The 21,761-nt window shown below is 58.6% G+C and carries 19 protein-coding genes, 1 tRNA gene and 1 pseudogene; 6 read left to right on the top strand and 15 right to left on the bottom strand.

The window, feature by feature from the left end; genetic code table 11:
* Positions 1 to 10 precede the first annotated feature (10 nt).
* Positions 11 to 87, bottom strand: a tRNA-Arg gene (locus QY316_06310).
* A gap of 383 nt (positions 88 to 470) precedes the next feature.
* Here QY316_06310 and QY316_06305 point away from each other — a divergent pair.
* Together QY316_06305 and QY316_06300 are read left to right on the top strand one after the other, a co-directional pair.
* Positions 471 to 1,223: a hypothetical protein gene (locus QY316_06305; GenBank protein WKZ34006.1), complete on the top strand. Its 753-nt coding sequence runs from the start codon at positions 471 to 473 to the stop codon at positions 1,221 to 1,223.
* 76 nt (positions 1,224 to 1,299) lie between these two features.
* Positions 1,300 to 2,919: a DUF389 domain-containing protein gene (locus QY316_06300; protein ID WKZ34005.1), complete on the top strand. Its 1,620-nt coding sequence runs from the start codon at positions 1,300 to 1,302 to the stop codon at positions 2,917 to 2,919.
* A 23-nt stretch (positions 2,920 to 2,942) separates the two neighbouring features.
* Here the strand turns inward: QY316_06300 and QY316_06295 are convergent, their stop codons facing one another.
* From QY316_06295 to QY316_06260, 8 genes and pseudogenes are all read right to left on the bottom strand, one after another.
* Positions 2,943 to 3,941: a hydroxyacid dehydrogenase gene (locus QY316_06295; protein WKZ34004.1), complete on the bottom strand. Its 999-nt coding sequence runs from the start codon at positions 3,939 to 3,941 to the stop codon at positions 2,943 to 2,945.
* Between the two features lie 135 nt (positions 3,942 to 4,076).
* Positions 4,077 to 5,468, bottom strand: coding sequence for a sigma 54-interacting transcriptional regulator (locus tag QY316_06290; GenBank protein WKZ34003.1), 1,392 nt, complete (start codon positions 5,466 to 5,468; stop codon positions 4,077 to 4,079).
* Between the two features lie 864 nt (positions 5,469 to 6,332).
* Entirely contained in the window at positions 6,333 to 6,551 is a 219-nt protein-coding gene (locus QY316_06285) for a DUF1858 domain-containing protein (GenBank protein ID WKZ34002.1), read from the bottom strand.
* Positions 6,552 to 6,637: 86 nt separating this feature from the next.
* A pseudogene (locus QY316_06280) lies at positions 6,638 to 7,613 on the bottom strand (CapA family protein).
* Between the two features lie 192 nt (positions 7,614 to 7,805).
* A complete protein-coding gene (locus QY316_06275; protein ID WKZ34001.1) occupies positions 7,806 to 10,895 on the bottom strand; it encodes an efflux RND transporter permease subunit in 3,090 nt (1,029 codons plus the stop codon).
* Between the two features lie 3 nt (positions 10,896 to 10,898).
* Entirely contained in the window at positions 10,899 to 12,044 is a 1,146-nt protein-coding gene (locus QY316_06270) for an efflux RND transporter periplasmic adaptor subunit (protein WKZ34000.1), read from the bottom strand.
* A 79-nt stretch (positions 12,045 to 12,123) separates the two neighbouring features.
* Positions 12,124 to 13,338 carry a TolC family protein gene (locus tag QY316_06265; GenBank protein ID WKZ33999.1) on the bottom strand — a complete coding sequence of 405 codons (1,215 nt, stop codon included), beginning with the start codon at positions 13,336 to 13,338 and terminating at the stop codon, positions 12,124 to 12,126.
* Positions 13,339 to 13,452: 114 nt separating this feature from the next.
* Entirely contained in the window at positions 13,453 to 14,046 is a 594-nt protein-coding gene (locus QY316_06260; GenBank protein WKZ33998.1) for a TetR/AcrR family transcriptional regulator, read from the bottom strand.
* A 179-nt stretch (positions 14,047 to 14,225) separates the two neighbouring features.
* Between QY316_06260 and QY316_06255 the strand changes: the two genes are divergently transcribed.
* The 4 genes from QY316_06255 to QY316_06240 are packed head-to-tail and all read left to right on the top strand — an operon-like array spanning position 14,226 to position 17,218.
* Complete coding sequence (locus tag QY316_06255) at positions 14,226 to 14,654, top strand: transcriptional repressor (protein ID WKZ33997.1); 429 nt, start codon at positions 14,226 to 14,228, stop codon at positions 14,652 to 14,654.
* Between the two features lie 4 nt (positions 14,655 to 14,658).
* On the top strand, positions 14,659 to 15,642 hold the full coding sequence (locus QY316_06250) for a zinc ABC transporter substrate-binding protein (protein WKZ33996.1): 984 nt from the start codon (positions 14,659 to 14,661) through the stop codon (positions 15,640 to 15,642).
* 35 nt (positions 15,643 to 15,677) lie between these two features.
* Positions 15,678 to 16,388 carry a metal ABC transporter ATP-binding protein gene (locus QY316_06245; protein ID WKZ33995.1) on the top strand — a complete coding sequence of 237 codons (711 nt, stop codon included), beginning with the start codon at positions 15,678 to 15,680 and terminating at the stop codon, positions 16,386 to 16,388.
* Between the two features lie 29 nt (positions 16,389 to 16,417).
* Positions 16,418 to 17,218, top strand: a complete 801-nt coding sequence (locus tag QY316_06240) for a metal ABC transporter permease (GenBank protein WKZ33994.1) — start codon at positions 16,418 to 16,420, stop codon at positions 17,216 to 17,218.
* Positions 17,219 to 17,288: 70 nt separating this feature from the next.
* On the opposite strand, the gene QY316_06235 is transcribed toward QY316_06240, so the two are convergent.
* The 6 genes from QY316_06235 to QY316_06210 are packed head-to-tail and all read right to left on the bottom strand — an operon-like array spanning position 17,289 to position 21,759.
* On the bottom strand, positions 17,289 to 17,789 hold the full coding sequence (locus QY316_06235; GenBank protein ID WKZ33993.1) for a hypothetical protein: 501 nt from the start codon (positions 17,787 to 17,789) through the stop codon (positions 17,289 to 17,291).
* 59 nt (positions 17,790 to 17,848) lie between these two features.
* Positions 17,849 to 19,153, bottom strand: a complete 1,305-nt coding sequence (gspL, locus tag QY316_06230) for a type II secretion system protein GspL (protein ID WKZ33992.1) — start codon at positions 19,151 to 19,153, stop codon at positions 17,849 to 17,851.
* 4 nt (positions 19,154 to 19,157) lie between these two features.
* Complete coding sequence (gene gspK, locus QY316_06225) at positions 19,158 to 20,111, bottom strand: type II secretion system minor pseudopilin GspK (GenBank protein WKZ33991.1); 954 nt, start codon at positions 20,109 to 20,111, stop codon at positions 19,158 to 19,160.
* Positions 20,108 to 20,737 (bottom strand): prepilin-type N-terminal cleavage/methylation domain-containing protein, encoded by a 630-nt coding sequence (locus QY316_06220; protein ID WKZ33990.1) that lies wholly within the window; start codon positions 20,735 to 20,737, stop codon positions 20,108 to 20,110. Before QY316_06220 ends, gspK begins: the two co-directional genes overlap by 4 nt.
* A complete protein-coding gene (locus tag QY316_06215) occupies positions 20,676 to 21,014 on the bottom strand; it encodes a type II secretion system protein (protein WKZ33989.1) in 339 nt (112 codons plus the stop codon). Before QY316_06215 ends, QY316_06220 begins: the two co-directional genes overlap by 62 nt.
* A complete protein-coding gene (locus QY316_06210) occupies positions 21,007 to 21,759 on the bottom strand; it encodes a prepilin-type N-terminal cleavage/methylation domain-containing protein (protein ID WKZ33988.1) in 753 nt (250 codons plus the stop codon). The genes QY316_06215 and QY316_06210 overlap by 8 nt, the downstream gene beginning before the upstream one ends.
* Positions 21,760 to 21,761 lie beyond the last annotated feature (2 nt).

The following is a 21,761-nucleotide window of genomic DNA, read 5'->3' as shown; positions in this document are numbered from 1 at the left end:
TGGGAAAAAATGGCGCCCCCGAGACGATTCGAACGTCCGACACACGGATTAGGAATCCGTTGCTCTATCCTGCTGAGCTACGGGGGCATATGGATGGATTTCGGTGCAGTTTGCGGGTAATTCGTAGCCCCGCCGTGCGGCAGGGGCGGAACCTTTTAAGTTTCTCAAAAAAAGCGGCTCGTGTCAAATCAAAAAAGCAGCCCGGGAAACCTGCCGAAAGAAAACTGTCAGGAATCTGAGAAAGTGAGCAAAGCCCTGGGTGTAATCGAATGGCAAGAAACTGCATTTTGACAATCAGCAAGCAAGTTAGATTCTTTTTAGTCGCTTTCGCTCCCTCAGAATGACAGAAAACGGAATTTAAATAAGGCAACCGGCCCGGCCCATTCGCCCTCCCCTTCTACTTGACTCGCACCTACACCGGAAAAACACTTTAATATAAAAGCCGCTTCAAAGCGGAACGGAGGTGTATTATGCCCAAGCCCGAAGTGCTTGAGAGAGGGAGCATATATTTCATATACAGGCCGAAGGTCGAGGAAGAGGAGGTGAAGGGGCTCAAGGAGGTGCAGCGGTTCTACATGGTGCTGAGCCCCGAGGGAAAGAAAATCTACCGCCTCATTGTCGTCGGCAGGCAGGCATTGCCGGACGTCGAGGGCGGTGAAAGGAGCTGGGGCTTTGTCGACAAGGTCAGGAGAAGGGCCGAGGAGGTCGCGGACGAACTTGAAGAGAAGGAATACAGGACAAAGACCAGGGGAGAAAGGGAGCTCCCTGCGGCGCGCCCCGCGGGCGAAGGGGTATACGCGATAGCAAGGCACGGCGACCATACCCACCTGGCGTATTCGCTCGAACTCCCGGAAAGGCCCGGCGAGGTGCAGGAGGCCTTCAGGATAGAGGACGAGGCGAGCTATATCGTGACCATAAAGAACCCTGAGAAGCCCGCGCCCCCGGGAGCGGGACTCAAGGGCCGCAAAAAGGCAGGCTTCCCCAAGAGGCTCATGCAGAAATTCGACGGCAGGAGGTTTGCCGACGCAGACCCTCCCGACTTCCTCGACTATGAGGGCGCGGAGATGATACTTATCGGCGCTTCCGAAGAACCCATAAAGGAGCTCGGCCTCGCTCTTAAGCCCAAGGACGAGACAGAGTCGTCGGCTGACATCTTCAAGGACCTGAAACTCGAACGCGAGAAGCATCCGGTAAAGCCCCTGCTCAAGGGCAAGTGGGAGTAGGTGGCTGTCTCGAAAATGGACAAGATGCCCTTCTTTTTGGTATATTCCACTACTAAATGAAAGGAGCGGTCTGTTTGTGGACCTTTTAAGACTCAAAGCCATAGGCCTGATAAACGAATGGCTCCATAAGAAGGCAGCCGAGGTAAACCAGTCGTCGGTCATGAAGACCGTATACCAGGAAGTCGATATTTCGGCCGGCTACTTTCTCGTGCTCACCATAGCCAACCTTATCGCGCTTACTGGCCTCATAACGAACAACACGGCCGTCATTATCGGCGCAATGCTGATATCTCCCCTGATGGGCCCTATATTGAGCAGCGGCTTCGCTTTCATAACCGGGAACGAGGCCATCGGCAAAAAGGCCTTTTCGACGATAGTCAAGAGCGTTGCCGCGACCATTGCGGTAGCCGCCTTTGCGACATGGGTTTCTCCACTGAACGAGGTCACGCAGGAGATACTCGCGAGGACGAGGCCCAACCTCTACGACCTTGTAGTCGCCTTCCTCGCGGGCCTCGTCGGCGCGATAGCCATCTGCACGAAAAGGAACTACATAACCATAGTGCCTGGCGTGGCCATAGCGACCGCGGTAATCCCGCCCCTGAGCGTCGCCGGGTACGGGCTCGGGAGCGCCAACTTCTCAATAGCGCTCGGCGGCTTTTTCCTCTTTTTCACCAACTTCGTCGCCATCATCATAAGCACCTGCATGGTCTTTTTCGTGTACGGCTTCAGGCCCGGCGTACTCACTGAAATAGACGTCCACCAGCTCAAGAAGAGGATAGCCGCGCTCGGCGCGATACTCTTCGTCATCTCGATACCGCTACTTTACACGCTCCACGTCTCGCTTTCGGAGATAAGGCTGAGGAGCGGCATAAGCGCCGCCCTCAAGCGCGCATTCGACGCTGACAAGGTATCGTACCTCTCCGCCTTCGATTACAGGGAAACGGATGACGCGCTCAGGGTAAGGGCAGCGATAAACACGACCAGATACCTCGAGGAGGGCCAGATAGCAGAGGCCGAGAGATCTGTCGAGGCGGCGCTTGGAAGGGAGATAACCCTGGATGTCGAGCAGGTCCTCATGCAGGCCGGCGGGCTCAAGCCGGCGGTAGTCACGGCCTCCATTGCGGGGCTCACCCAGCCCAAGCCCGACCCGAAAAAAGAGATGGATGCAGCCTCTCACGCCCTGGCGAACGCCGCGGCTTCGGTCGAAAGAATACTCGACCCTTACAAAGTCTCGGAATTCTATCTGGGACGAAAACACGGCAGCGCGGCCCTGGCCGGGGTTATAAAGGTGCGCAGGGACACGCCCTTCACGCCCGACGAGGCCCTGTGGATCGAAAAGATGGCATCCGAGGCGCTCGGTGCGCCTGTCGTCCTCTCGGTGGAGACTATCCCCCTGCTGGACCCGATCCCCCTGACGGATGAGAAGTCCTTCGCCTCGGACGAGCTGAGGGGTGCGCTCAAGACCGTAAGCGATATACACTCGCGCCAGCCCTCGTTCATTGTCAGGATAGAGGCCAGCCAGTCCTCTGGCGACAGCGCAAAAACGAGGAAAAAACTGGCTATCGAGAGGGCTGAAAAGATAAAGGCCATGCTGGTCGAAAAACACGGGATACCGCCCGGGAATGTCATAATCACGACTGCGCCAGGGCGGTCCAATTCGCCTGTGGTCAATATAAGAGTGGTAAGCGGCGGTTAACCCTCATTACTGCACCAGGCTCCTCATGCCACCTTGTTCCTCGCCTCGCCCCTCTCGAAAGCCGCGATATTCTCGATCGTAGTGTCGAGTATCCTCTGGACGGCCTCTTTGGTATTGAATGCGCTGTGCGGCGTTATTAGGACGTTACGGAGGCGTAGCAGTATATGCCCGGCGAGGAGAACGTCGAGCGGCTTTTTCTGGGCAATTGAGCGGAGGAGCTCCGCCTCCTCCCTGATGGTAGGCTCTTCGGGCAGGACGTCGAGGCCGACCGCCGCGACCTTGCCGCTGGTAATGCCCCGGAGCAGGGCCTGTATGTCTATGAGTATGCCACGTGCGGTATTTATGATGACCACGCCCTCCTTCATCATCGCGAACTCCCTGTCCGAGAGGAAATGGTAGGTCTCCGGGATGGCGGGTATGTGGAGCGTTATGACGTCGGATTTCCGAAGGGCCTCCTCGAGCGAGACGTATTTGAAACCGATCCTCCGGGCAAGGTCTTCCCTGGGATGGAGGTCGAAGGCAAGGACTTCCATGTGGAAGCCCTTTGCTATGTCGATAACATACCTGCCGATGCTCCCGGTGCCGAGCACGCCTATGGTCTTTCCCTTGAGGTCGAAGCCCCGGAGCCCCTGCTGCGAGAAGTCCCCGCGCCGCGTCCTCTCGACCGCGTCCACGAGGTTGTGGCTTATCGCAAGCAGGAGTCCGAAGACGTGCTCCGCGACCGTGTTGTCGCCGTAGGTAGGCACGTTGGATACGCTTATGCCGCGCTCGGCGCAGTAGACCATGTCTATGTGGTCGTAGCCTGTCGAGCGCGTGGCTATGTGCCGGAGGTTCCTGAACCGGCCCAGGGTCTTCCTGTCGAGCTCGGACCAGATGAAGGTCGATACGACCTCGACGTCGGTATAGGGGCCCGCGTTCTCGTCCGTCAGCGGCTCGTTCGTAAACCTTATGTCATGGCCTGAGTCAAGCCGCTCGAATGACGGCCTTTCCCATTCCTCGACCTCGAAGACGGCGAGCTTCATGATTAAGCCCTCCCGTTTTCCGGCATAGTTGATTCTTTTCCCGGGGAGCCGATATGTCAAGTGACCGGTGAATGAATGGCGGGCGGGGCTGTAAACCGGAGTGAAGTCGGCGCGTATAAAACACACTAAAAGAGTTCAAGCTGGTTTTTCTATGCCCAGCTCCTTTATCCTCCTCCAGAGCGTCGTCCTGCTCATCTTGAGCTTCCGGGCGCAATCGTTGTATTTCCAGCCGGTCTCGTCGAGGGCCTTAATAATCACCTCGCGTTCGAGCGCCTTCATGGGCTCGTCGGTGCTCATGGCCTTGTCAACGAGCCCCCGCGCATGGAGGTCCCTCGGCAGGTGCTCGGGGTTTATGGTGTTGCCCTGGCATCTCACGAACGCGTGCTCGATTATGTGCTCAAGCTCGCGGATATTGCCCGGATAGCCGTACTCCATCAACAGCTCCATCGCGGAAGGAGAGACGTGGCGGACCTCCATGCCCGTCTCCCGCCCCATCTCGCGATTGAACTTCCCGATGAAATATTTGACAAGGAGCGGTATGTCGTCTTTGCGCTCCCTGAGGGCCGGAAGGCGCACGGGCACGACCTTCAGGCGGTAGTAGAGGTCCTCCCTGAACTCGCCCTTTTCGACGAGGGCCTTCAGGTCCTTGTTGGTCGCGGTGACAACCCGCACGTCCACCTTGATGGTCTTCGTGCCGCCCACCCGCTCGAACTCCCCTTCCTGCAAAACGCGAAGGAGCTTCACCTGCGTGTGCGGGGTTATGTCTCCGACCTCGTCGAGGAAGATGGTGCCGTTGTCCGCAAGCTCGAAACGCCCGGGCTTGTCGGCTATGGCGCCCGTGAACGCTCCCTTCACGTGGCCGAAGAGCTCGCTTTCGAGTATGCCCTCGGAGAGGGCCGCGCAGTTTACCTTAACGAAAGGCCCGCCGCACCTCGGGGAGTTGTGGTGGATGGCGTTCGCAATAAGCTCCTTGCCCGTGCCGGTCTCGCCCTCTATGAGGACTGTCGCCCTCGTCGGCGCGACCTCTTTCAAGAGCTCGTAGACCTCGTGCATCCGGTAGTTCTTGCCGATTATGTTCTCAAAGGAGTATCTGCCCTTTATCTCGTCCCTGAGCTCCTTTATAAGCGAGGTGTCCCTGAATATCTCGAGGCCGCCTATTATCTTGCCGTCCTCATCCTTCAAGAGGGCCGTATTTATGCTGAGAGTGACCTTGCTGTCGCCCCTGCCGAGCGTCACCTCGTAGTTGTAGAGGTGCTCGCCGGTCTTAATGGTCCTGTTTATGACGCAGTCGAAGGCGCAGCTCGTGTGCCCGATCATGCCGCTGCATTTGCCGCCCCTTGAGAAGTCCTTGAGCCCGACCTTCCCGAATATCTCCCTGGCCGCCCTGTTTATGAAGAGTATCTCGTGATTAAGGCCTATGACGACCACGCCGTCGGCGATGCTGTTAAGGATGGCGTCGCTATTCAGCTCTATGTACTTGTGGACGGCTTCGTTATTGCCGGAAAGCCTTAATTTCTCGGTCTCCATTCCTTTTCTCCTGAATGGATTATACGATTTCGATACAGAAGTTTCAATCAGTTTTGTTTCAGGAGAGAAACATTGTCACGATTTTGAAACAGAAGAAAAAATCCCTGCCAGGCTTACCGGTATTGCCTGGCAGGGTTGGAAGGATTTGGCGGGAAATGTGCGGAATTTGAAGGGATATCCCGGTTCGGTATACTCTTTTTAAAAGTCTCGCAACACACTACCTGAGCGCTATTGTCATCGCTATTCCAATCAGTATCGTGAAGCCGATCACATCGGCTATGAATGCCTTCTTCATTTCGCCCTCCTTTAACTACCCGAGGCGCATACCGCGCCTGAAAACCTTAAAAAAGCCCCCTGCCCACGCGCTCGAGTGAGAGGAGCGTGATTGCGATAAGTCCGAGGACGAAGGCTGAATAATCAAGGGCAAGGTACTTGGTTCTCATCTCATGCTCCTTTTCTGGAGTTCGTGTCAATTCTTTCATATATACAAAACTCGTGCCAAAGCACTGCTCCACCCATAACACCTTAAAATAATTACTCTTTTCAATGATGGCTGGAAAAACAGTAAATACGTAAGCGTTTCACAAATGAAACCTATTTCAGCGCATCAGCACTTTAGCTTATAAAATCAAGTAATTAACTGAACGTTCCATAGATGAAACGTATTTTAATTTTGAAACATGAATTTGCCTTGGAAGGAAAAAGATACCCCTTGCGGGTATTTTTTGACAGATAAAGTGTCAGTAGTTAATGGAGCAGAACCGTCGATTGAGGATTCTGAGGAAAACCGCTTACACGGCTTGACAAAAAAAGGGGCGGCATATGATTGCCGCCCCGGATTGGTCGTTCGGATAGTTAAAAGACCTATACCTTGGCCTCGTCCTTTTTTGCAGCCTCGATGAGCTCGGATACGAACATATTCACATCGGTCGAGTGCATTGCGCAGGCCATTGAGATGGGCTCGCTCCCGAAAGCCGGGCAGGTGAAGCAGCCGGTGCCGAAGTGTTTCGAGAAGACCTCTTTAGTCGAGGGCCATCTCGTAGTGACCTCTCCGGTTGTCATATGGCCGGTTATTTCTGGCATGTAGTCCTCCTTATTATCAAACTTCGGATTTATTTTAAGAGTTTTTCACACATAATTATATGATTTCCGTCATGAAAAGACAAGCGCTACCGGGGTGTGACAAGGAGAGCCGCCCTCTCCTCGTCCCACTCCACCCTGCTCCCCATCTCAGAGCAGAGGTTCTTCATCTTCGCTGCAATGAGCTCCGCCCTCGGCGAGTCCGCCATATGCGCGCTGAACTCGTCTATGACGGTGGGCCGGAGGTCAATCGACCTCACGCGCCCGTCGAAATCAGCGGTGAAGATGAAGGATTCGTCGTTCCGCTCGACCTCGTCGACCGCGTAGTCGTCGATGAAGTTTCCCGAGCTGTATAAGAGCGCGCCCTCGTCATGGAATTCGATGCCCTGGAAGACATGGCAGGAGTGGCCGAATACCACGTGGGCGCCGCTCTCCAGGAGCTTCCTGCCGAAAGGCACGTGGTTCGGGCGCGGCCTGTAGCCCCAGTTCGGCCCCCAGTGCGCAGAAACCACGAGGAAATCGGCCTTTTTACTGGCGTCCCCGACCCTTTCAAAGAGCCCCGCTGCCCGGCTGTCGTCAACGTCCACCGGGACATGATATACCCCCGGGCTCCCGGGCCCAGCCTCCCATTCGGGCTCGTTATCCGTGAACGCGATAAGGGCGCACCTTTTCCCCTTCACCTCGAAAAACGCGGGTGCGGCGGCCTCGTCGAGGTTTCTGCCCGCGCCGGCGCGCCTTATGCCTGCCGCATCCAGCGCGTGGAGCATGTCATAGAGCGCTTCATACCCGTAGTCGAGGGAATGGTTGTTGGCTATCGAGACAGCGTCTATGCCTGCTGCCTTCAGGACGCTTATATTTCTTGAATCGGACCTGAAATGGAAGGCCTTGGGTGTGGCAGACCAGGGCTCGCCCCTGTCGGATAAGACACATTCGAGGTTTATTATGCGGGCGTCCGCGTTTTTGAAGACGGAGCGTGTCGCCCCAGGGATACTCGGGCCTTTTCCTTCCCAGTTCACGGTTTACGAGCCGCCCGAGCATGACGTCCCCGACGAAAAGGACCTTCATGGAAGCGTTCCTCCGCGACCGCATTAACGCATTCAATCGGCCTTATATCAGGTGTTGAAAAACTCCCTGCCAGGCAATCCGAGTCGAGCGATTTGTGAGGCCTGGACGGATTAATTCCGGGCAAGCCGCGGAAGGACTTTTTCAACATCCTGATAGAGTGTCGCTCGCGGCCCGGAGGATGTCAAGGCGGCATCAGGCCTTCTGAGGGCTCTTCCTCCACGGGAGCCTTGCGGCCTGGAGGAATGCCGGGATTTTCAGGTCGTCGAAGACCGAGTATGCGACCGGGACGACGACAAGGGTGACTATAAGCGAGAGCATCTGCCCGCCGACTATGACGATTGCCATCGAAGCCCGGGCCGCGGAGCCGTCGCCTTTGCCGAATGTAACGGGCAGCATGGCCGCGACAATGGAAAGGGTCGTCATGAGTATGGGGCGGAGCCTTACCTTGTTGGCCTGCATCTGCGCCTCGAACTTGGCCATGCCTCGCGACCGGAGGGTATTGGTGTAGTCGACCTGCAGGATGCCGTTCTTCTTGACCACGCCTATGAGGATGAACATGCCCATGACGCTGTAGATGTTCACCGTGCTTCCGGAGATAATGAGGCTCAGGATGCCGAACGGTATGGCCAGGAAGATGGACGACATGATGCTCACAGGGTGCGTGAAGCTCTCGAACTGGGCCGCGAGCACCATGTAGATGAAAATTATGCTGAGGACGAAGGCTATCATGAAGTTCTTGAAGGCCTCTGCCATGAGCTTCCCAAAGCCAAGAAAGGAGGTCGCGTACTCGGGCGACATCCTCATCTCCTTCACTACCCTGTTGACGTCCGTAACCGCCTCGCCGAGCGGCTTGTTATGGAGGTTTGATATTATAGTTATCTGCCTTCCAAGGGCGTAACGGTCTATCTGTCCGGGGCTTGAGCCGGGCCTCAGTTCTGCGACGTTGTCGAGGCTCACCAGCATGCCGCCCGAGCCCGGGACGGTAAGGGAGTAAATAGAACCCGCGTCCTTCCTCTTATCGGGCGCAATCCGGAGCCTCACGTTATATTGCTCGTCCTTTTCCCTGAAAAGCGAGACCTTTTCTCCGCCGACCATGGTCCTCAGGCTCATTGCCACCGCCTCCACGCTCACGCCCAGGTCAGAGGCCTTCTGCCTGTCTATGTGCACCTGGAGCTCCGGGTGCTTGAGCGCCTGCCCCGTGTCCGTGTCCACGAAACCCGGAATGGCCTTGAGCCGGTTGATTATCTCTCCCGAGTATTCGTCGAGCTTGTCGAGCTCCGGGCCACGGAGGACCATGTTGAATGGCGTTGCCCTGAAACCGCCTCCTGAGACGAGGTTTATGTTCTGGACGCTCACCCTGAGCCCGTCGATATCGCCGAGAGCGCGCCTTGCTTCCTGCATCAGCTCCTTCTGGCTGCGCTCCCTTGCCTCGAGAGGCTTGAGGCCCACGTAGATAGAGGAATCGGTTACGTTCGTCCGGTACTGCCCGCGCACTCCGATGGTCGTGAACGTATGCTCGACCTCCGGTATGGCCCGGATCCTCTTCTCGACGCCGGCGAGAATCTCGGAGCTCCTATCGAGCGACGAGCCGGGCGGCGTCTCGACTATGACCTCGAACTCGCTCATGTCGTCCTCGGCGAGGAACTCGAAGTTGGAGAGCTTGGATAACGGCACGATCGACACGAGTATGGCGAGGGCCGTGACCATGACCACGGCCCTGTGCCCGAGGCACCAGGCGAGGAGCCTCAAATATGCCCCCTCCATCATGGAGTAGAGCTTAGAGTCCCTCGACGCGGCCTTGCCCTCGTTGACCCTGAGGAACCTCGACGAGAGCATGGGAGTTAGGGTCAGGGCCACAAGGAGCGAAATCATGATGGCGAAGGCGGCGGTCAAGCCGAAGCTCTTCCAGAAGAGCCCCACGGTCCCCTGCATGAACGCGATGGGGAGGAATATGACTACAAGCGAAAGGGTCGTGGCCATGACCGGGAGGACTATCTCGCGAGTGCCCTCGATCGCCGCCTGGAAGGGGGGCTTCCTTTCCTCCTCCATGTGCCTGAATATGTTCTCAAGCACGATTATGGCGTCGTCTATCACGATGCCGGTGCAGACCGTCAATGCAAGTAGGGTCATGTTGTTTAGAGTGAACCCGAAGTACTTCATTATAGTGAAGGTGGATATGAGCGAGGCCGGTATGGCAATGGCGGCGATGAGCGCGGCCCGCCAGTTGCGGATGAATATGAGTATGATGACGCTCGCCAGCAGTCCGCCGAGCACCAGGTGCTCCTCGACCTGGCTTATGGCCTTCTTGATGAACCTGGACTGGTCTATGACGACCTGCATCTCGATGTCCGCCGGCAGGGCCGCCTCTATCTCCTGTATCTTTTCCTTTACCCTGTCTATGACCTCGACGGTGTTTGTCCCGGACTGCTTGCGTATGAGGAGCGATACCGCGCTCTTGCCGTCGAGCCTGGAAATGGTCCTCGGCTCCTCTTCGGCGTCGAGAACTCGCGCGATGTCCTTTATGCGGACCGGCGCGCCCTTCCTGTCGGCGACTATGAGGTCCTCGAAATCGCCGACCGATGCCATACGCCCCATCGTCCTGAGGCCCTGCTCGGTGGACTCCCAGGTGAGCCTGCCGCCTGGCACCTCCACGTTCTGCCGCCTTATGGCCGCGCCCACCTCGGATATGGAGAGGCCGTAGGCCGTGAGCCTGTCCGGGTCCACTACTATCTGTATCTCGCGGCTCCTGTCGCCTACGAGGGTTATGGCGCCGACGTTCTTTACGGACTCGAGCTGGCGCTTTATCCTCTTGTCCGCTATCTCGGTGACCTCCCTGGCGGAACGCTGCCCGGATACCACGATCGAGATTATGGGGGCCGAATCCGGGTCGAACTTTTCTATTACCGGCGGCTCGGTCCCCGGCGGGAGCTGCGACAGCATGCCTGAGACCCTGTCCCTCACCTCGTTCGCCGCTGTGTCGACGTCCTTCTCCAGAATAAACGTCGCGAAGACCTGAGACTGCCCTTCTATGGTCGTCGAGCGGAGCTCGTCCATGCCGCTTATCGTGTTTACGGCCTCCTCGATGGGCTTGGTTATCTGGCTCTCTATCTCCTCGGGGCTAGCTCCTTCGAGCCTGGTCGTGACAGTAACCGTCGGGAGCTCGACCTTGGGGAATAGGTCGAGCCCGAGGTCGCGGTAAGAGGCGAGCCCCATGACCACCAGGCTCAATATGAGCATGGTGGCGAAGACCGGCCTTTTTATGCATATCTCGTATATCCGCATCGTCTAGTCCTTTACCTCGACCTGTGCGCCGTCAAAGAGGCCCGGGAGGTTCGATGTGGCGACCTTGCGGCCAGGGGCGATATCCTGCCCTTTTATCTCCACCATCCCGTTGTCCTCCGTTCCTATGGTTACCGTCCGTTCCAAAGCCTTCCCGTCCTCGACCAGGAAGACCTTGTTTACCCCGATAAAGGAGTAGACCGCCCCCTCTGGGGCGAAAGCCACGCCGGATTCCCTGCCGGTCGAGATGATGGCCCTGGCGAAAAAGCCCGGCTTAAGCTCGCCGCCGGGGTTCGGAAGAGAGGCCTCGACCTCGAGCGTGCGCGTCTTCGCGTCAACCGACGGGCTCACTCGCGTTACCTTGCCGTTAAAGGCCCTGTCCCTGTACGCCTCGACGGATACCCTTACCGTCTGGCCCGGTTTTACCATCGGGGCGCTCGTCTCAGAAACCGTGCCCCTGAATTTGAGGGTTCCTGTGGAGACTATCGTAAATGCCTCGGCCTTGTCGTTTATGTACTCTCCCTCGGATATGGCGCGTTTAGCGACCTCCCCGTCCATTGGCGTCCTTATCGAGGTGTCGGCAAGCCTCTTCTCGGCAAGCCTGAGCCTCGCCGACGCTTCCTCCGAGGCGGCCCCGGCCTGATGGAACTGGGCGGAAGCCACGTCAAGGCGCGTCCTCATATCGTCGTACTGCGCGGCGGAGACCATCTCCCTTTTGAAAAGCTCCTCGTACCTGCCGTGATTGGTCCTTGCCTCCTCGAGCCTTGCCTGCTCGCGCAGAAGGGCCTTCAGGCTCGTCTCGTGGGCAGCCCTGGCCTGGTCGAGGATAAGGGCGGCCTCGGTCCGGTCGAGGATGGCGAGTATATCGCCTTTCCTGACGCGGTCGCCCAGGTCGGCCCTGATCTCTACCACCTTTCCCGGGGCCTCGGCCGATACGACTGTTTCGTCCCACCCGGAGAGGGTGCCGGTGGCTTCGACCGTCCTTTCGATTGTCCGGGCCTCTATCATGCCGGAGCTTATCTTTACTGCCTCGGCCTTCTTTTGCGGTCCGTCCGGGGCCTGGCCTTTCGGGGCCTCCTTGCCTGAGCAGCCTTGCAGGGAAAAGACCGCGATTGCCGCGGTAATGACGAAAAATCTTAAACGGAAACTCATAACGAAAACCCCCGGAAAAAATTTATGGGCAGGGCCCCAGCCTCCCCGGATTGTCTAAGGGGTGTTCTTCAACACCCTGCTAGTGGCGCTCCCCGACAAGGGTGCCGGTCAGATATTGCAGGTCCGTCTTCGCGAGCTCAAGGTCGTAGACGGCGTTAGCGAGGGAGCTCTGTGCGGTTACGAGCGTATTCTCGGAATCGATGACGTCGAGCGTCGTCGCGACCCCGAACCTGAACTGCTCGAAGACCATCTTGTAGTCCTCCTCGGCAAAGGCGAGCTGCCGCCTGAACGACTCCGTAAGTGCCTCGATGGCCTTTATGTTATTTAGCGACTCGGCTATCTGGACCTCGATATCGCGGCGGAGGCCGAGCCTCCTCAACTCGGCCTCCCGGAGGCGGCTTCGCGCCTCTGAAAGCTCGGCCTTCCTGAGAAAGCCCTCGAAGAGCGGGTACGTGAGCCTTAAGGTCGCAGACGCGCTATCCTCCTGGAAAAAGGTCGTCGCCGGCTCCTGCTCCCGCCAGAGGAGGAGCCCTTCGAGCCTCAAGGACGGCTTGAAGCCCGCGCGGGCTATGGTAATGCCCTCGCCCGCCGCCCTCTCCTCAAGGAGCCTCTGCGAGTAGTCGGTCCGTTCGCTCAGAGCGATATCGACGAGCGCGGAAGCGCTCCGCTCTTCCGCGGGAAGGCGCTCAGGCTCGACCACTTTCAAGGAAACGCCTTCAAGGCCGGTGACCCGCTTGAGGAGCGCCATCGCGTTAAGAAGGCCGTTCCTCGACCTTATGAGCTCGGCCTCTGCCCCAGCCCGCTCGGCCTCGGCCCTGAGCACCGCGGACCTCGTAACGTCCCCGACCCTGAGCCTTGCCTTCGCGACCTCCAGCCTTTCTTCGGCCCGCCTCAATGCCGCGGACTTTATCTCGACGTCCTTCTCGGCCTTGAGCACGCCGTAGTAGTGGTATGAGGTCTCGCGGGCTATGTCCTCCCTTGCCCCCTCCACCCCCTCGACCCTGCTCCGTATCTGGAGCCTTGCCTGTCTCCGGGTCGCCCATTCCCTGCCGCCGGAGTAAAGGGGCTGCGTAAGCCTGAGCTCGGCGGAGGTGCTTTCCCTCGGCTGTATGATGAAGCTGTCGGTGCCCTTCTCCTCGGTGTATCTCGTATAGCTCCCCTCGGCTGTAATATTGGGGAGTATCCTGGAAGTCGCCTTCCGGAGGTCGGCCCTGGCCTGCTCCACGCCCTCTCCGGCTATGCCCACGCGCTCATGGTTTTCTATTGCGAGCCTCCGGGCCTCCTCGAGGGTCAAGGTCCTTTCCTCTGCCTTTGCGGGAGCCAGAGGGACAAGGAATAATAACAGGGCGGCCAAAAAGGCCGGGTACAAGCGGCCCATATGCCCCGGTCTGTCGCTCCAAGCCATTGGCTACCTCCTCTTCATGCCGTTCAGGAATATGTCCACGAAGGCCTCCACGACCTTCCGCTCAGGTCTTGAAAAAAACCTTTTGGCCCCATACAGCTCCTGCGCGATGCTGTAATGCTCGACCATGCCGATGAAGGCCCTTGCGGCGAGCCCCGGGTCGACCTTCCTCATACGGCCGGCCTTTATGAGAGACTGTATGTGCGATTCGAGAAAGCCCAGGAACTCGAGCCCCCGCGTGTTTATGAAAAGCTCGGAAAGGGACTGGCGCTCGAGCGCGCTGTACATGAGGAGCCGCAGGAACGATGAGTCGCGCCTGTGCTCCTCAAGGAGAAAAGAGGCTATTATGACGAACACGTCCCTTCCCTCCTTGCCCTTGAGCATGGAAAGAAGGCGAGGCTCGCCCCCGGGGTTGGAGCACCTGGAGTCGATTATAGCCTTGTAGAGGTCCTCTTTCCTCGAGAAGTGCTTGTAGATTACCGCCTCGCTTATGCCGGCCTTTCCGGCTATCTCGCGGGTGGTAGCCCCCTTGAACCCTTCCTTTGCGAAGAGGTCTGTTGCAATGCGGACGATCTGCGCCTTCCGCTCCTCCCCGCTCATCCTCTTCCTCCGGGGCAAAGGCGATTTTTTTGCGGGACGGCCGGATAGATGCTTCATCTTCACGCTCCTAAGTAAGTGAGTGCTTACTATACTCCGTGTATCGCCGGTTGTCAAGGGCGCGAAAAAAGCCAAGAAGGCGGTTGACACTTGCAACTAAGTTGCATTACACTCTTCAATATATGGAAAAGGACCTGGACCGCATACTCTCGGAGATAACCGGCCGGGGGTTCAGGCTCACCCGCGTAAGGAGGGCCGTCGTCGAGCTGTTCCTTGAGCGCGGCCTCCCCCTTTCCGCCGCCGACGTGACCGCGGCCCTGCGGCCCGGGAACTCGTCCATAAACAAGACTACCATCTACAGGGAGCTCGCCTTCCTGGAGGAGCACGGCATCATAAAGGAGATACGTTTCCTGCACGAGAGGGTGAAGCGTTACGAGCTTGCCGGAGGCGAGCACCACCATCACCTTATATGCGTGAAGTGCAGGAAGGTGGAGGACATAGTACTTGAGGGCGACCTGGAAGAAGAGGAGCAGCGGATACTCGAATCGACCGGGTTCAGGGTCCTAAACCACTCTCTCGAATTCGTCGGCTTATGCCAGGGGTGCAGGTGAACGCATGCTAAGAAACATGATCTTTTTCGCGGTCATATTCGTTATCGCGGCGATCGGGGCCTTCTTGATGCACCTGAGGCGCGAGGCCCCCGTCGGGGAAGACGGGAGGATAAGGGCCGTTGCGAGCATCTATCCCCTGGCCCACTTCCTTGAGGAGACCGGCGGGGACAGGGTGGCGGTCCGCGCCATCACACCCGCTGGCGTGGATGCCCACGATTTCGAGCCCGCGCCCAGGGACATAAAGACGGCGATGGACTCGGCCCTCTTCGTCTACATGGGCGGCGGATTCGACACCTGGGCGGAGAGGATCGCCCCCTCCGTAAGAAAGTCCGGGGTCATGGCCGTAGAAGTTGCCGAGCGCTTTGAAATGAAAAATGAAGCCGGCAGCGAAAACGGCCACGAAGCCGGAGAACCCGAGGCGCACGAGGACGAAGAAGAGCACGAAGGGCACGGCCACGGCCCGTTTGACCCGCATGTCTGGCTCGACCCGGTCCTCGCAACAAGGCTCGTGGATATAATGAGGGAGAGCCTTACGTCGGTCAACCCGGGAAACGGGCGGTATTACGGGGAAAGGGCCGCCGCCTACACGGAAGAGCTCCTGAAACTCGACGAGGAATTCAAGGCAGGTCTCAATGACTGCGCCCTCAGGGAGATAGTGGTATCGCACGACGCATACGGCTATCTGGGGGAGAGGTACAATCTGGAAATCATCCCTGCCACAGGGGTCTTTTCAGGCGAGGAGCCCTCGCCTAGGCGCATAGCCCGGATATCGAAGGCAATGAAGGAACGGGGCATCAGGCACGTCTTCACCGAGCCCTTCGGAAGCCCGAGGATCGCCGAGGCCATAGCAAGGGAGACCGGGGCTGAAATACTCGTCCTTAACCCCGTTGAGGGGCTTACGAGGGAAGAGGAAGGGGCCGGGATGGATTACCTGTCCATAATGAGAGATAACCTCAATAACCTGAGGAAAGCCCTCGACTGCAAATGACAAAAAAGAACTGCATAGATGTCAGGGAAGTGTCAATGAGCTTTAACGGCACGAACGTCCTCGAAAATGTCACATTCAGCGTCGAGGAAGGCGAGTACCTGGGCATTATAGGGCCGAACGGGGGCGGAAAGACTACCCTCTTCAAGATAATACTGGGGCTCCTGAGGCCGACCAACGGGGAGGTGCGCATCTACGGCGAGCCGGTCCAGAGGTTCACGAACCGCCATCTCATAGGATATGTGCCCCAGAGGGTAATATCCGAGACATACTTCCCGGCAACCGTCGAGGAGATAGTCCGTAGCGGCAGGACCGCACGCATGGGTCTTCTTAAATGGCTCTCCCGGGATGACAGGAAGGCCGTGGAAAAGGCCATGGAGATAACGGACGTTACAGCCTTCAGGGGCAGGCTCATAGGGCACCTCTCCGGCGGGGAGCGCCAGAGGGTCTTCATCGCCCGGGCCCTCGCGAGCGAGCCCAGGATCCTCATACTCGACGAGCCTGACGTGGGCGTGGACGTCACCTCCCAGGAAAAGTTCTACTCCTTCATAGAAGACCTGAACTCGAAGCTGGGAATAACGGTGCTCCTCATCTCTCACGACATCGACGTGGTGGCCCACCAGGTAAAATCGGTCCTCTGCCTGAACAAGAGGCTCGTCTGCCACGGCTCGCCCAAGAAGTTCATAAGCGAGCAATACATGCAGGAGCTTTACGGGAAGAAGGTCAAGTTCATACTGCACGGCCATTAGCGGCTGCTCAAAAAGCAAAGGACTGGATAATGCCGGAAATTTTCGAGCTTGAGTTCATGCGGAGGGCGTTTGCCGCGGGAATCCTCATATCCGTTATCGTCCCGCTTATCGGGGTATTCCTCGTGGTGCGGCGCTACTCGCTCATGGCGGACACGCTCGCGCACGTCTCTCTCGTGGGTGTCGCTGCAGGCATACTCACAAACTCACACCCGGTGGTCTCGGCTGTCGCGGCCTCGACCCTGGCGGCAGTGGCCATCGAGAGGCTCCGGGGGGTAAAGTCCCTTTTCGCGGAATCGGTGCTGGCGATCTTCCTCTCAGGGAGCCTCGCCGTGGCAGTCGTCATCATAAGCCTCGCAAGGGGCCTGAACGTGGACCTCCTGAGCTACCTCTTCGGCAGCATCTCCACAATCAGCCCCACGGACCTCTACATGCTCACGGCCGTCTTCGTGGCCGTCATACTCGCCATAACGCTTCTTTATAAGGAATTCTTCCTCGTATCTTTCGACGAGGAGTTCGCCGAGGCCGGCGGGGTGAGGGCCAGGAATCTCAACCTCCTCATAGTGGTCCTGGCTGCCGTAACAATCTCGCTTTCCATGAGGATCGTCGGGATACTCCTCATAGGCGCGCTCATGGTCATACCCGTCGTGAGCGCGAAGCAGTTCAACCTGAGCTTCAGGAACACCATCTTCCTATCGATGTTCTTCTCCTTCGTCTCAGTCGTCTCGGGGCTTACTCTATCGTATTACCTCGACCTCGCAAGCGGCGGCACCATCGTCCTCGTGGCGCTCGTAATCTTCCTCCTGACCTTTGTCATCAAGAGGCCGGAATAAGGCAGCCTCAAAATTTTAGAGATTTTTCCCGCTTTTCCCGGAAGGCCGGGAAAAAAGCGGAGCTTAAAGGTCACTCCTTCGTTATGAGCGAGGCCCGGAGCACGACGTCAACGAGGTCCCTGTCCTCGAACCTCTCCTTTATGGAGATCTCCTTTACGATGATGAGCTTCTCTCCGCGTTCCGCCTGATAGAGGAAGTTCACGAGCTCGTTCATGTCCACGCCTTCGAGCCTCGCCTCGACCGGGCTTTCCGCGTATCCGGCGTCCGCCTTCTCCTCCAGGGGCTTTATCGACTTTATCTTCCCGCTTATGCCGGTCCTTTTTGCGATGCCCTCGATGGCGGCCACGGCAGACTCCCCGGACGGCGCGGCCTTTGCCGCCAGCGAGTCGAGGAGGGATTTTTTCGAAAGATACTCTCCCCGGAGCGCCTCCATTGCCGCAAGGTCGCGCGAGGCCGCCGCTGCCGACCTCTTCAAGTCTGCGTACCTTCCGTAGAAAAAGAGGGCCAGCATGACAACGGCTATCGGGACCGCGATATAAGCGGCGTAGCGGTACGCTTTTTTCCTGTCCATATTCAACCCGGCTGCACCGTGCAACAATGCCGGCAGAGCGCTTCTAAGTTCCATCCGATTCACCTCAGGTAAGCGTTAAGGCTGAAAGAGGTCCCGCCCCCGGGCCTCGCCCTTGTCTCATCCAGGCTCACTTCCTTGAGCGGGCCCCCTGCGAGCGCATCCTTGAGCCTCCCCGCGACCTCGAAGGTCGGGGCCTCGCCCCTCGCGACCACCCTGCCCTCCGGGCCCAGGACTATTTCGGTAATCCTTATCCCGGCCTCGTCCGGCACGGCTTCGGATATCCTGAGGAGGGCGTCAAGGGAGCTTTTGCCCTTGCCCATAGCGGCCAGCTCCTTATCCATTGCGCCGAGCCTTGTCTCGAGCTGATAGACGGGGTCGGCGGCGCTCCGCTCCCCTGGAAAGAGCTCGGCGTATTGGGACCTGAGCGCCTCGTCGTAGGAGTCGAGCTCGGCCGAGAGCCCCATGTACCTGGCGTAAAGGTCCCCGGCAAGGAGGACCGCGAGGACAAGAGCAAGGACCGCTGCGGTCTTGAGCCCCCTCATCTTCGCCGCCTTCTCGCGCGTGTACTCGAATTCGCCGCGCCTGAAATTGACCATCTCGGCAAGGCGGCCGCTGTCCTCCACGACGGCCAGCGCGAACGCAAGCGCCCCCCCGGGCGGGCAACCGGCTGGGAGATCCAGGCGGGTTTGCCTCGCGCCGCGGAAAATCTCCGCCACCTCAACATCGTCCCATCCGACGCTGCAGACCTCGTCAACCGCCATGCCCTCGGCGTCCAGGAACTCGGCGGCGAGATGCAGGTTCTCGATTCCCCTCACGGGCTTAAAGAGCCTGGGCGCGCCGTTCTCCACGACCGCGAACGCGCCCGGCACGAGGACCGCCCTGGTGCCCTCGGCTGGCTGGGATATGAGGGCGTCCGCCGCGAAAAGGCCGGAGCCCATCCAGCAAGGGTCTATGTCCAATGAATTCAGGATTTCAAGATGACCGCGGACGAGCCTCCTTTCGGCGGCGACCGCCAGGAACCTGCCGGCCCCGAGGGGCACCGCGTCCATTATAACGTCATCGACCTCCACGTGAAGAAGCCCCGCGAGCTCGAAAGGCAGCGCTTCGAGCACCTTCTTCCTTTCGCTGAAGGGCATCTCCACCACCCTGATGATGAGCTCGCTCGGAGGAAGGCTTACCAGCACCCGGCCAAAGGCTCTGCCCCTTTTCATGGCAGCCTGGTCCATAACCGCGGATAACGCCTCCTTGAGGCCCTCGTCTCCCGGCCCGTCTATCGCGGCGTCGAAAAAAGAGGTCGGCCTGCCCGACTCGAATGCTCCGGCCAGCACCCGCTCACTGCCTATATCCAATACAAGTACCTTCATATGCTCACATCTCCCTCCAGTAAAGGACCCCACCACCTATCTGGACCACGGCCTCGACCTCCCTTATGACCTCTCCTGCCCTGGCCCTCGAATGGATCCTCCAGATATTGCTCGTGGTCGTTATCCGGTCCTGGATGGTGAAACCGGCCTTCTCGAACCCAGGGACCTTCATTACCTGTGACCTGTCGGTGAAAGGGGTGTTTTTCCTGTACCTTATGATCTCGTCCGCAAGCTCGTTGGTCATCTCCTCGGAAAGCGAGGCCAATACCGGCCTCGGGGCGGTATTGACGTTCACGAGCCCGTCGGGGCTGTATGGCGTCAGGTGCCCTCCGACGGCCTGGAAGACATCCGGCGTAAAGCCTTTTACGAGCAGCAGCTCCTCGACGCTCTCAGGAAACCCGTTTCTCGGCGCGTAAGGCGGAGCCAGTCCCTTGTAGAACTGCTCCTCGGCCCCGCGAGGCCTCGGCGTCGAGTCGTTGTCTATCCAGTCGGCAAGGGCGTCGGCCAGCTCCTCACCGGCCCTCTTCTCCTTCAGGAGCCTTGTCATTATCCCGTGCAATTTCTGGTCAAGGGCGCCTGTCATGGGATAGGCTATGCGGAGCGATGCCCTCGACCTCTCGTCCGTCGCCCGTATCGATATGCCGAGGCCGTCCTCCAGAGGCTTTGAAAAGACCAGCCCTGACTCGTCCGTCACGATATTCGGCTCTTTCTTCAGGAACTCCTCTATACCGGCCCTGGCAAGCGAAACACCGTCTGCGGCGAGCACGCCGGCCCGGGCCGAGTCTTTCAATGCCGCCACCCTGGACGAGGCCACATATGACCTGTAGATGAAATCAGTAACAAGGGCCGTAAGGACGGCCACGACCAGAAGGACCGTCACAAGGGCAAGGCCGCTCTTTCCTTTTATAGCTTTTCCGCTTTTAAAACGCTCTATTATGACAAAAACCTGAGAAATCATCTTATCATTGCCGGGGCGGTCATGGCGAGCTCCTCGCCGGAGGCGAGGGTCATCTTCACGGTCATTGCCCTGGGGACCGAGCCTTCAAGCTCGGAGTCCCACGCCTTTGACCAGTCCTTTCCGTTAAAGAGGCTCACCTCGAATCCTTTTATGTCCTCAACGGCCCTGAAAGTCATCTTCTCTCCGAAGTAAGGGCTCCACACCTCTTTCACGAGGTGCCTCCTGCCGCCGTCCCGCTCGACGGAATAGCTTACTGCCAGAAGGTCGCTTTTAGGGGCGTCACCGGCCTGGACAGGATAGGAAAAGAATGTGAAGGAGACCGTTGAATGGCTCCTCACCTTCCCGGCCTTGAAGAACGTTGCGGGACTGCCGCGCCTCGTGTACGCGGAGCGGACCTCGCTTGCCAGCCTTTCAAGCGCCCTTCCGGCCTCCACGTTCCTGTCGGCCTCCTCTCTCGCCCTGCTCCCGGCCCCTGCTACCGAGAAGAAGACGGAATAGAGCGACGCAAGGAGGATCGCCGTTAGGGAGACCGCGATAAGGACTTCTATGAGAGTGAACCCTCGGCTATTCCCTAACGAACGAGACGAGCGAGAAAAACGACCCTTCATGGCCGACCTTGAGCTCAAGCCTTTTTACCCCCTTTAATTCCGTATCCTCGCTTACGAGCTCCCAGTTATAGCCGGCGAACCCTTCCCCGAAGCCGCCTTCAAGCGCTGAAAGCCTTCCCTCGAGCTTGAGCTCCTCAATCTTCTGGAGGCCGAGTACGACCGATACGGCCTCCCGGCTGCTCCGAGCGGCCACGTTCAGGTGGTAGTTGAAGCTCGTAACCAGGATCGCGACGGCGCCGGAAAGCACTGCCAGCGCTATCATGGCCTCGATCAGGGTGAAACCCCTCTTATCCATCCTGTCCCTCCCCTGTCCCCGGATACGATACCGACGCCTTCCCGGTATAGGGGTTATAGGAGACGACGGCCCTTTTCCCGTCTGATAAAAGGGTCACCTCGAACGGGTCGGAACCCCTGCTCGTAATATGAATGAAGGCCTCTCCGCGGCTTATGCGCCCGAGCCCCGGGCTGAAGACCTCGCCTATCTCCACACCGGGGCTCAACTTTCCGCCCCTTGCGACAGGTTCGGTGACCCGCGTGAATTCCTTGCCGTCCGCCGAGGCCTCGACGCGCACCGCCGCTCCCGCCATGTCGAAATGGAGCCGGTACTGGGACCTCGTGGCAACGGCCCTCTCCCCGATGAACGAGGCAAGCAGGGCGAGCCTGTCGGCGTCGGATTCGAGCCGGCGGCCGTCGAGGGACGGAAACCTCGGGAGAACGAAGGCGAGCGTAATGCCGATTATCGCGATTACGGCGATGAGTTCCAGAAGCGAGAATCCGTGTGAAAGGGGCAGCGCGGGAGAGCGTGAACGGTGCGTATCGGGCGTGCGGGGATGTGCGGATACTCTCTCAAGGCCATCGGCCCTGGGGGGGCCTTTGGCCTGTCTTCGTCTATACAGGGCGTCATGACGTCGCATACCGGCGTTGCTCCCCGGCTCGTCAATGCGACGCACTACATACACGCGCATCGTTCCGAGCCTTCGTCGCGCCTTGGCCAGCCTTGTCCCGACGCCCTGCATGGCGCAATCTATCATTCTCGCCATAC

It is taken from the genome of Thermodesulfobacteriota bacterium, from assembly GCA_030583865.1.
In the GTDB taxonomy this organism is placed as follows: domain Bacteria; phylum Desulfobacterota; class GWC2-55-46; order GWC2-55-46; family GWC2-55-46; genus UBA5799.
This window is presented reverse-complemented; position numbering and strand designations above follow the sequence as displayed.

Coding starts and splice junctions, on each gene's coding strand:
- gspK (WKZ33991.1), bottom strand. CDS start 20,111: ATGATTTCTCAGGTTTTTGTCATAATAGAGCGTTTTAAAAGCGGAAAA.
- QY316_06255 (WKZ33997.1), top strand. CDS start 14,226: ATGGAAAAGGACCTGGACCGCATACTCTCGGAGATAACCGGCCGGGGG.
- QY316_06235 (WKZ33993.1), bottom strand. CDS start 17,789: ATGGACAGGAAAAAAGCGTACCGCTACGCCGCTTATATCGCGGTCCCG.
- QY316_06275 (WKZ34001.1), bottom strand. CDS start 10,895: ATGCGGATATACGAGATATGCATAAAAAGGCCGGTCTTCGCCACCATG.
- QY316_06305 (WKZ34006.1), top strand. CDS start 471: ATGCCCAAGCCCGAAGTGCTTGAGAGAGGGAGCATATATTTCATATAC.
- QY316_06295 (WKZ34004.1), bottom strand. CDS start 3,941: ATGAAGCTCGCCGTCTTCGAGGTCGAGGAATGGGAAAGGCCGTCATTC.
- gspL (WKZ33992.1), bottom strand. CDS start 19,153: ATGAAGGTACTTGTATTGGATATAGGCAGTGAGCGGGTGCTGGCCGGA.
- QY316_06270 (WKZ34000.1), bottom strand. CDS start 12,044: ATGAGTTTCCGTTTAAGATTTTTCGTCATTACCGCGGCAATCGCGGTC.
- QY316_06250 (WKZ33996.1), top strand. CDS start 14,659: ATGCTAAGAAACATGATCTTTTTCGCGGTCATATTCGTTATCGCGGCG.
- QY316_06210 (WKZ33988.1), bottom strand. CDS start 21,759: ATGGCGAGAATGATAGATTGCGCCATGCAGGGCGTCGGGACAAGGCTG.
- QY316_06290 (WKZ34003.1), bottom strand. CDS start 5,468: ATGGAGACCGAGAAATTAAGGCTTTCCGGCAATAACGAAGCCGTCCAC.
- QY316_06260 (WKZ33998.1), bottom strand. CDS start 14,046: ATGAGCGGGGAGGAGCGGAAGGCGCAGATCGTCCGCATTGCAACAGAC.
- QY316_06285 (WKZ34002.1), bottom strand. CDS start 6,551: ATGCCAGAAATAACCGGCCATATGACAACCGGAGAGGTCACTACGAGA.
- QY316_06240 (WKZ33994.1), top strand. CDS start 16,418: ATGCCGGAAATTTTCGAGCTTGAGTTCATGCGGAGGGCGTTTGCCGCG.
- QY316_06245 (WKZ33995.1), top strand. CDS start 15,678: ATGAGCTTTAACGGCACGAACGTCCTCGAAAATGTCACATTCAGCGTC.
- QY316_06215 (WKZ33989.1), bottom strand. CDS start 21,014: ATGGATAAGAGGGGTTTCACCCTGATCGAGGCCATGATAGCGCTGGCA.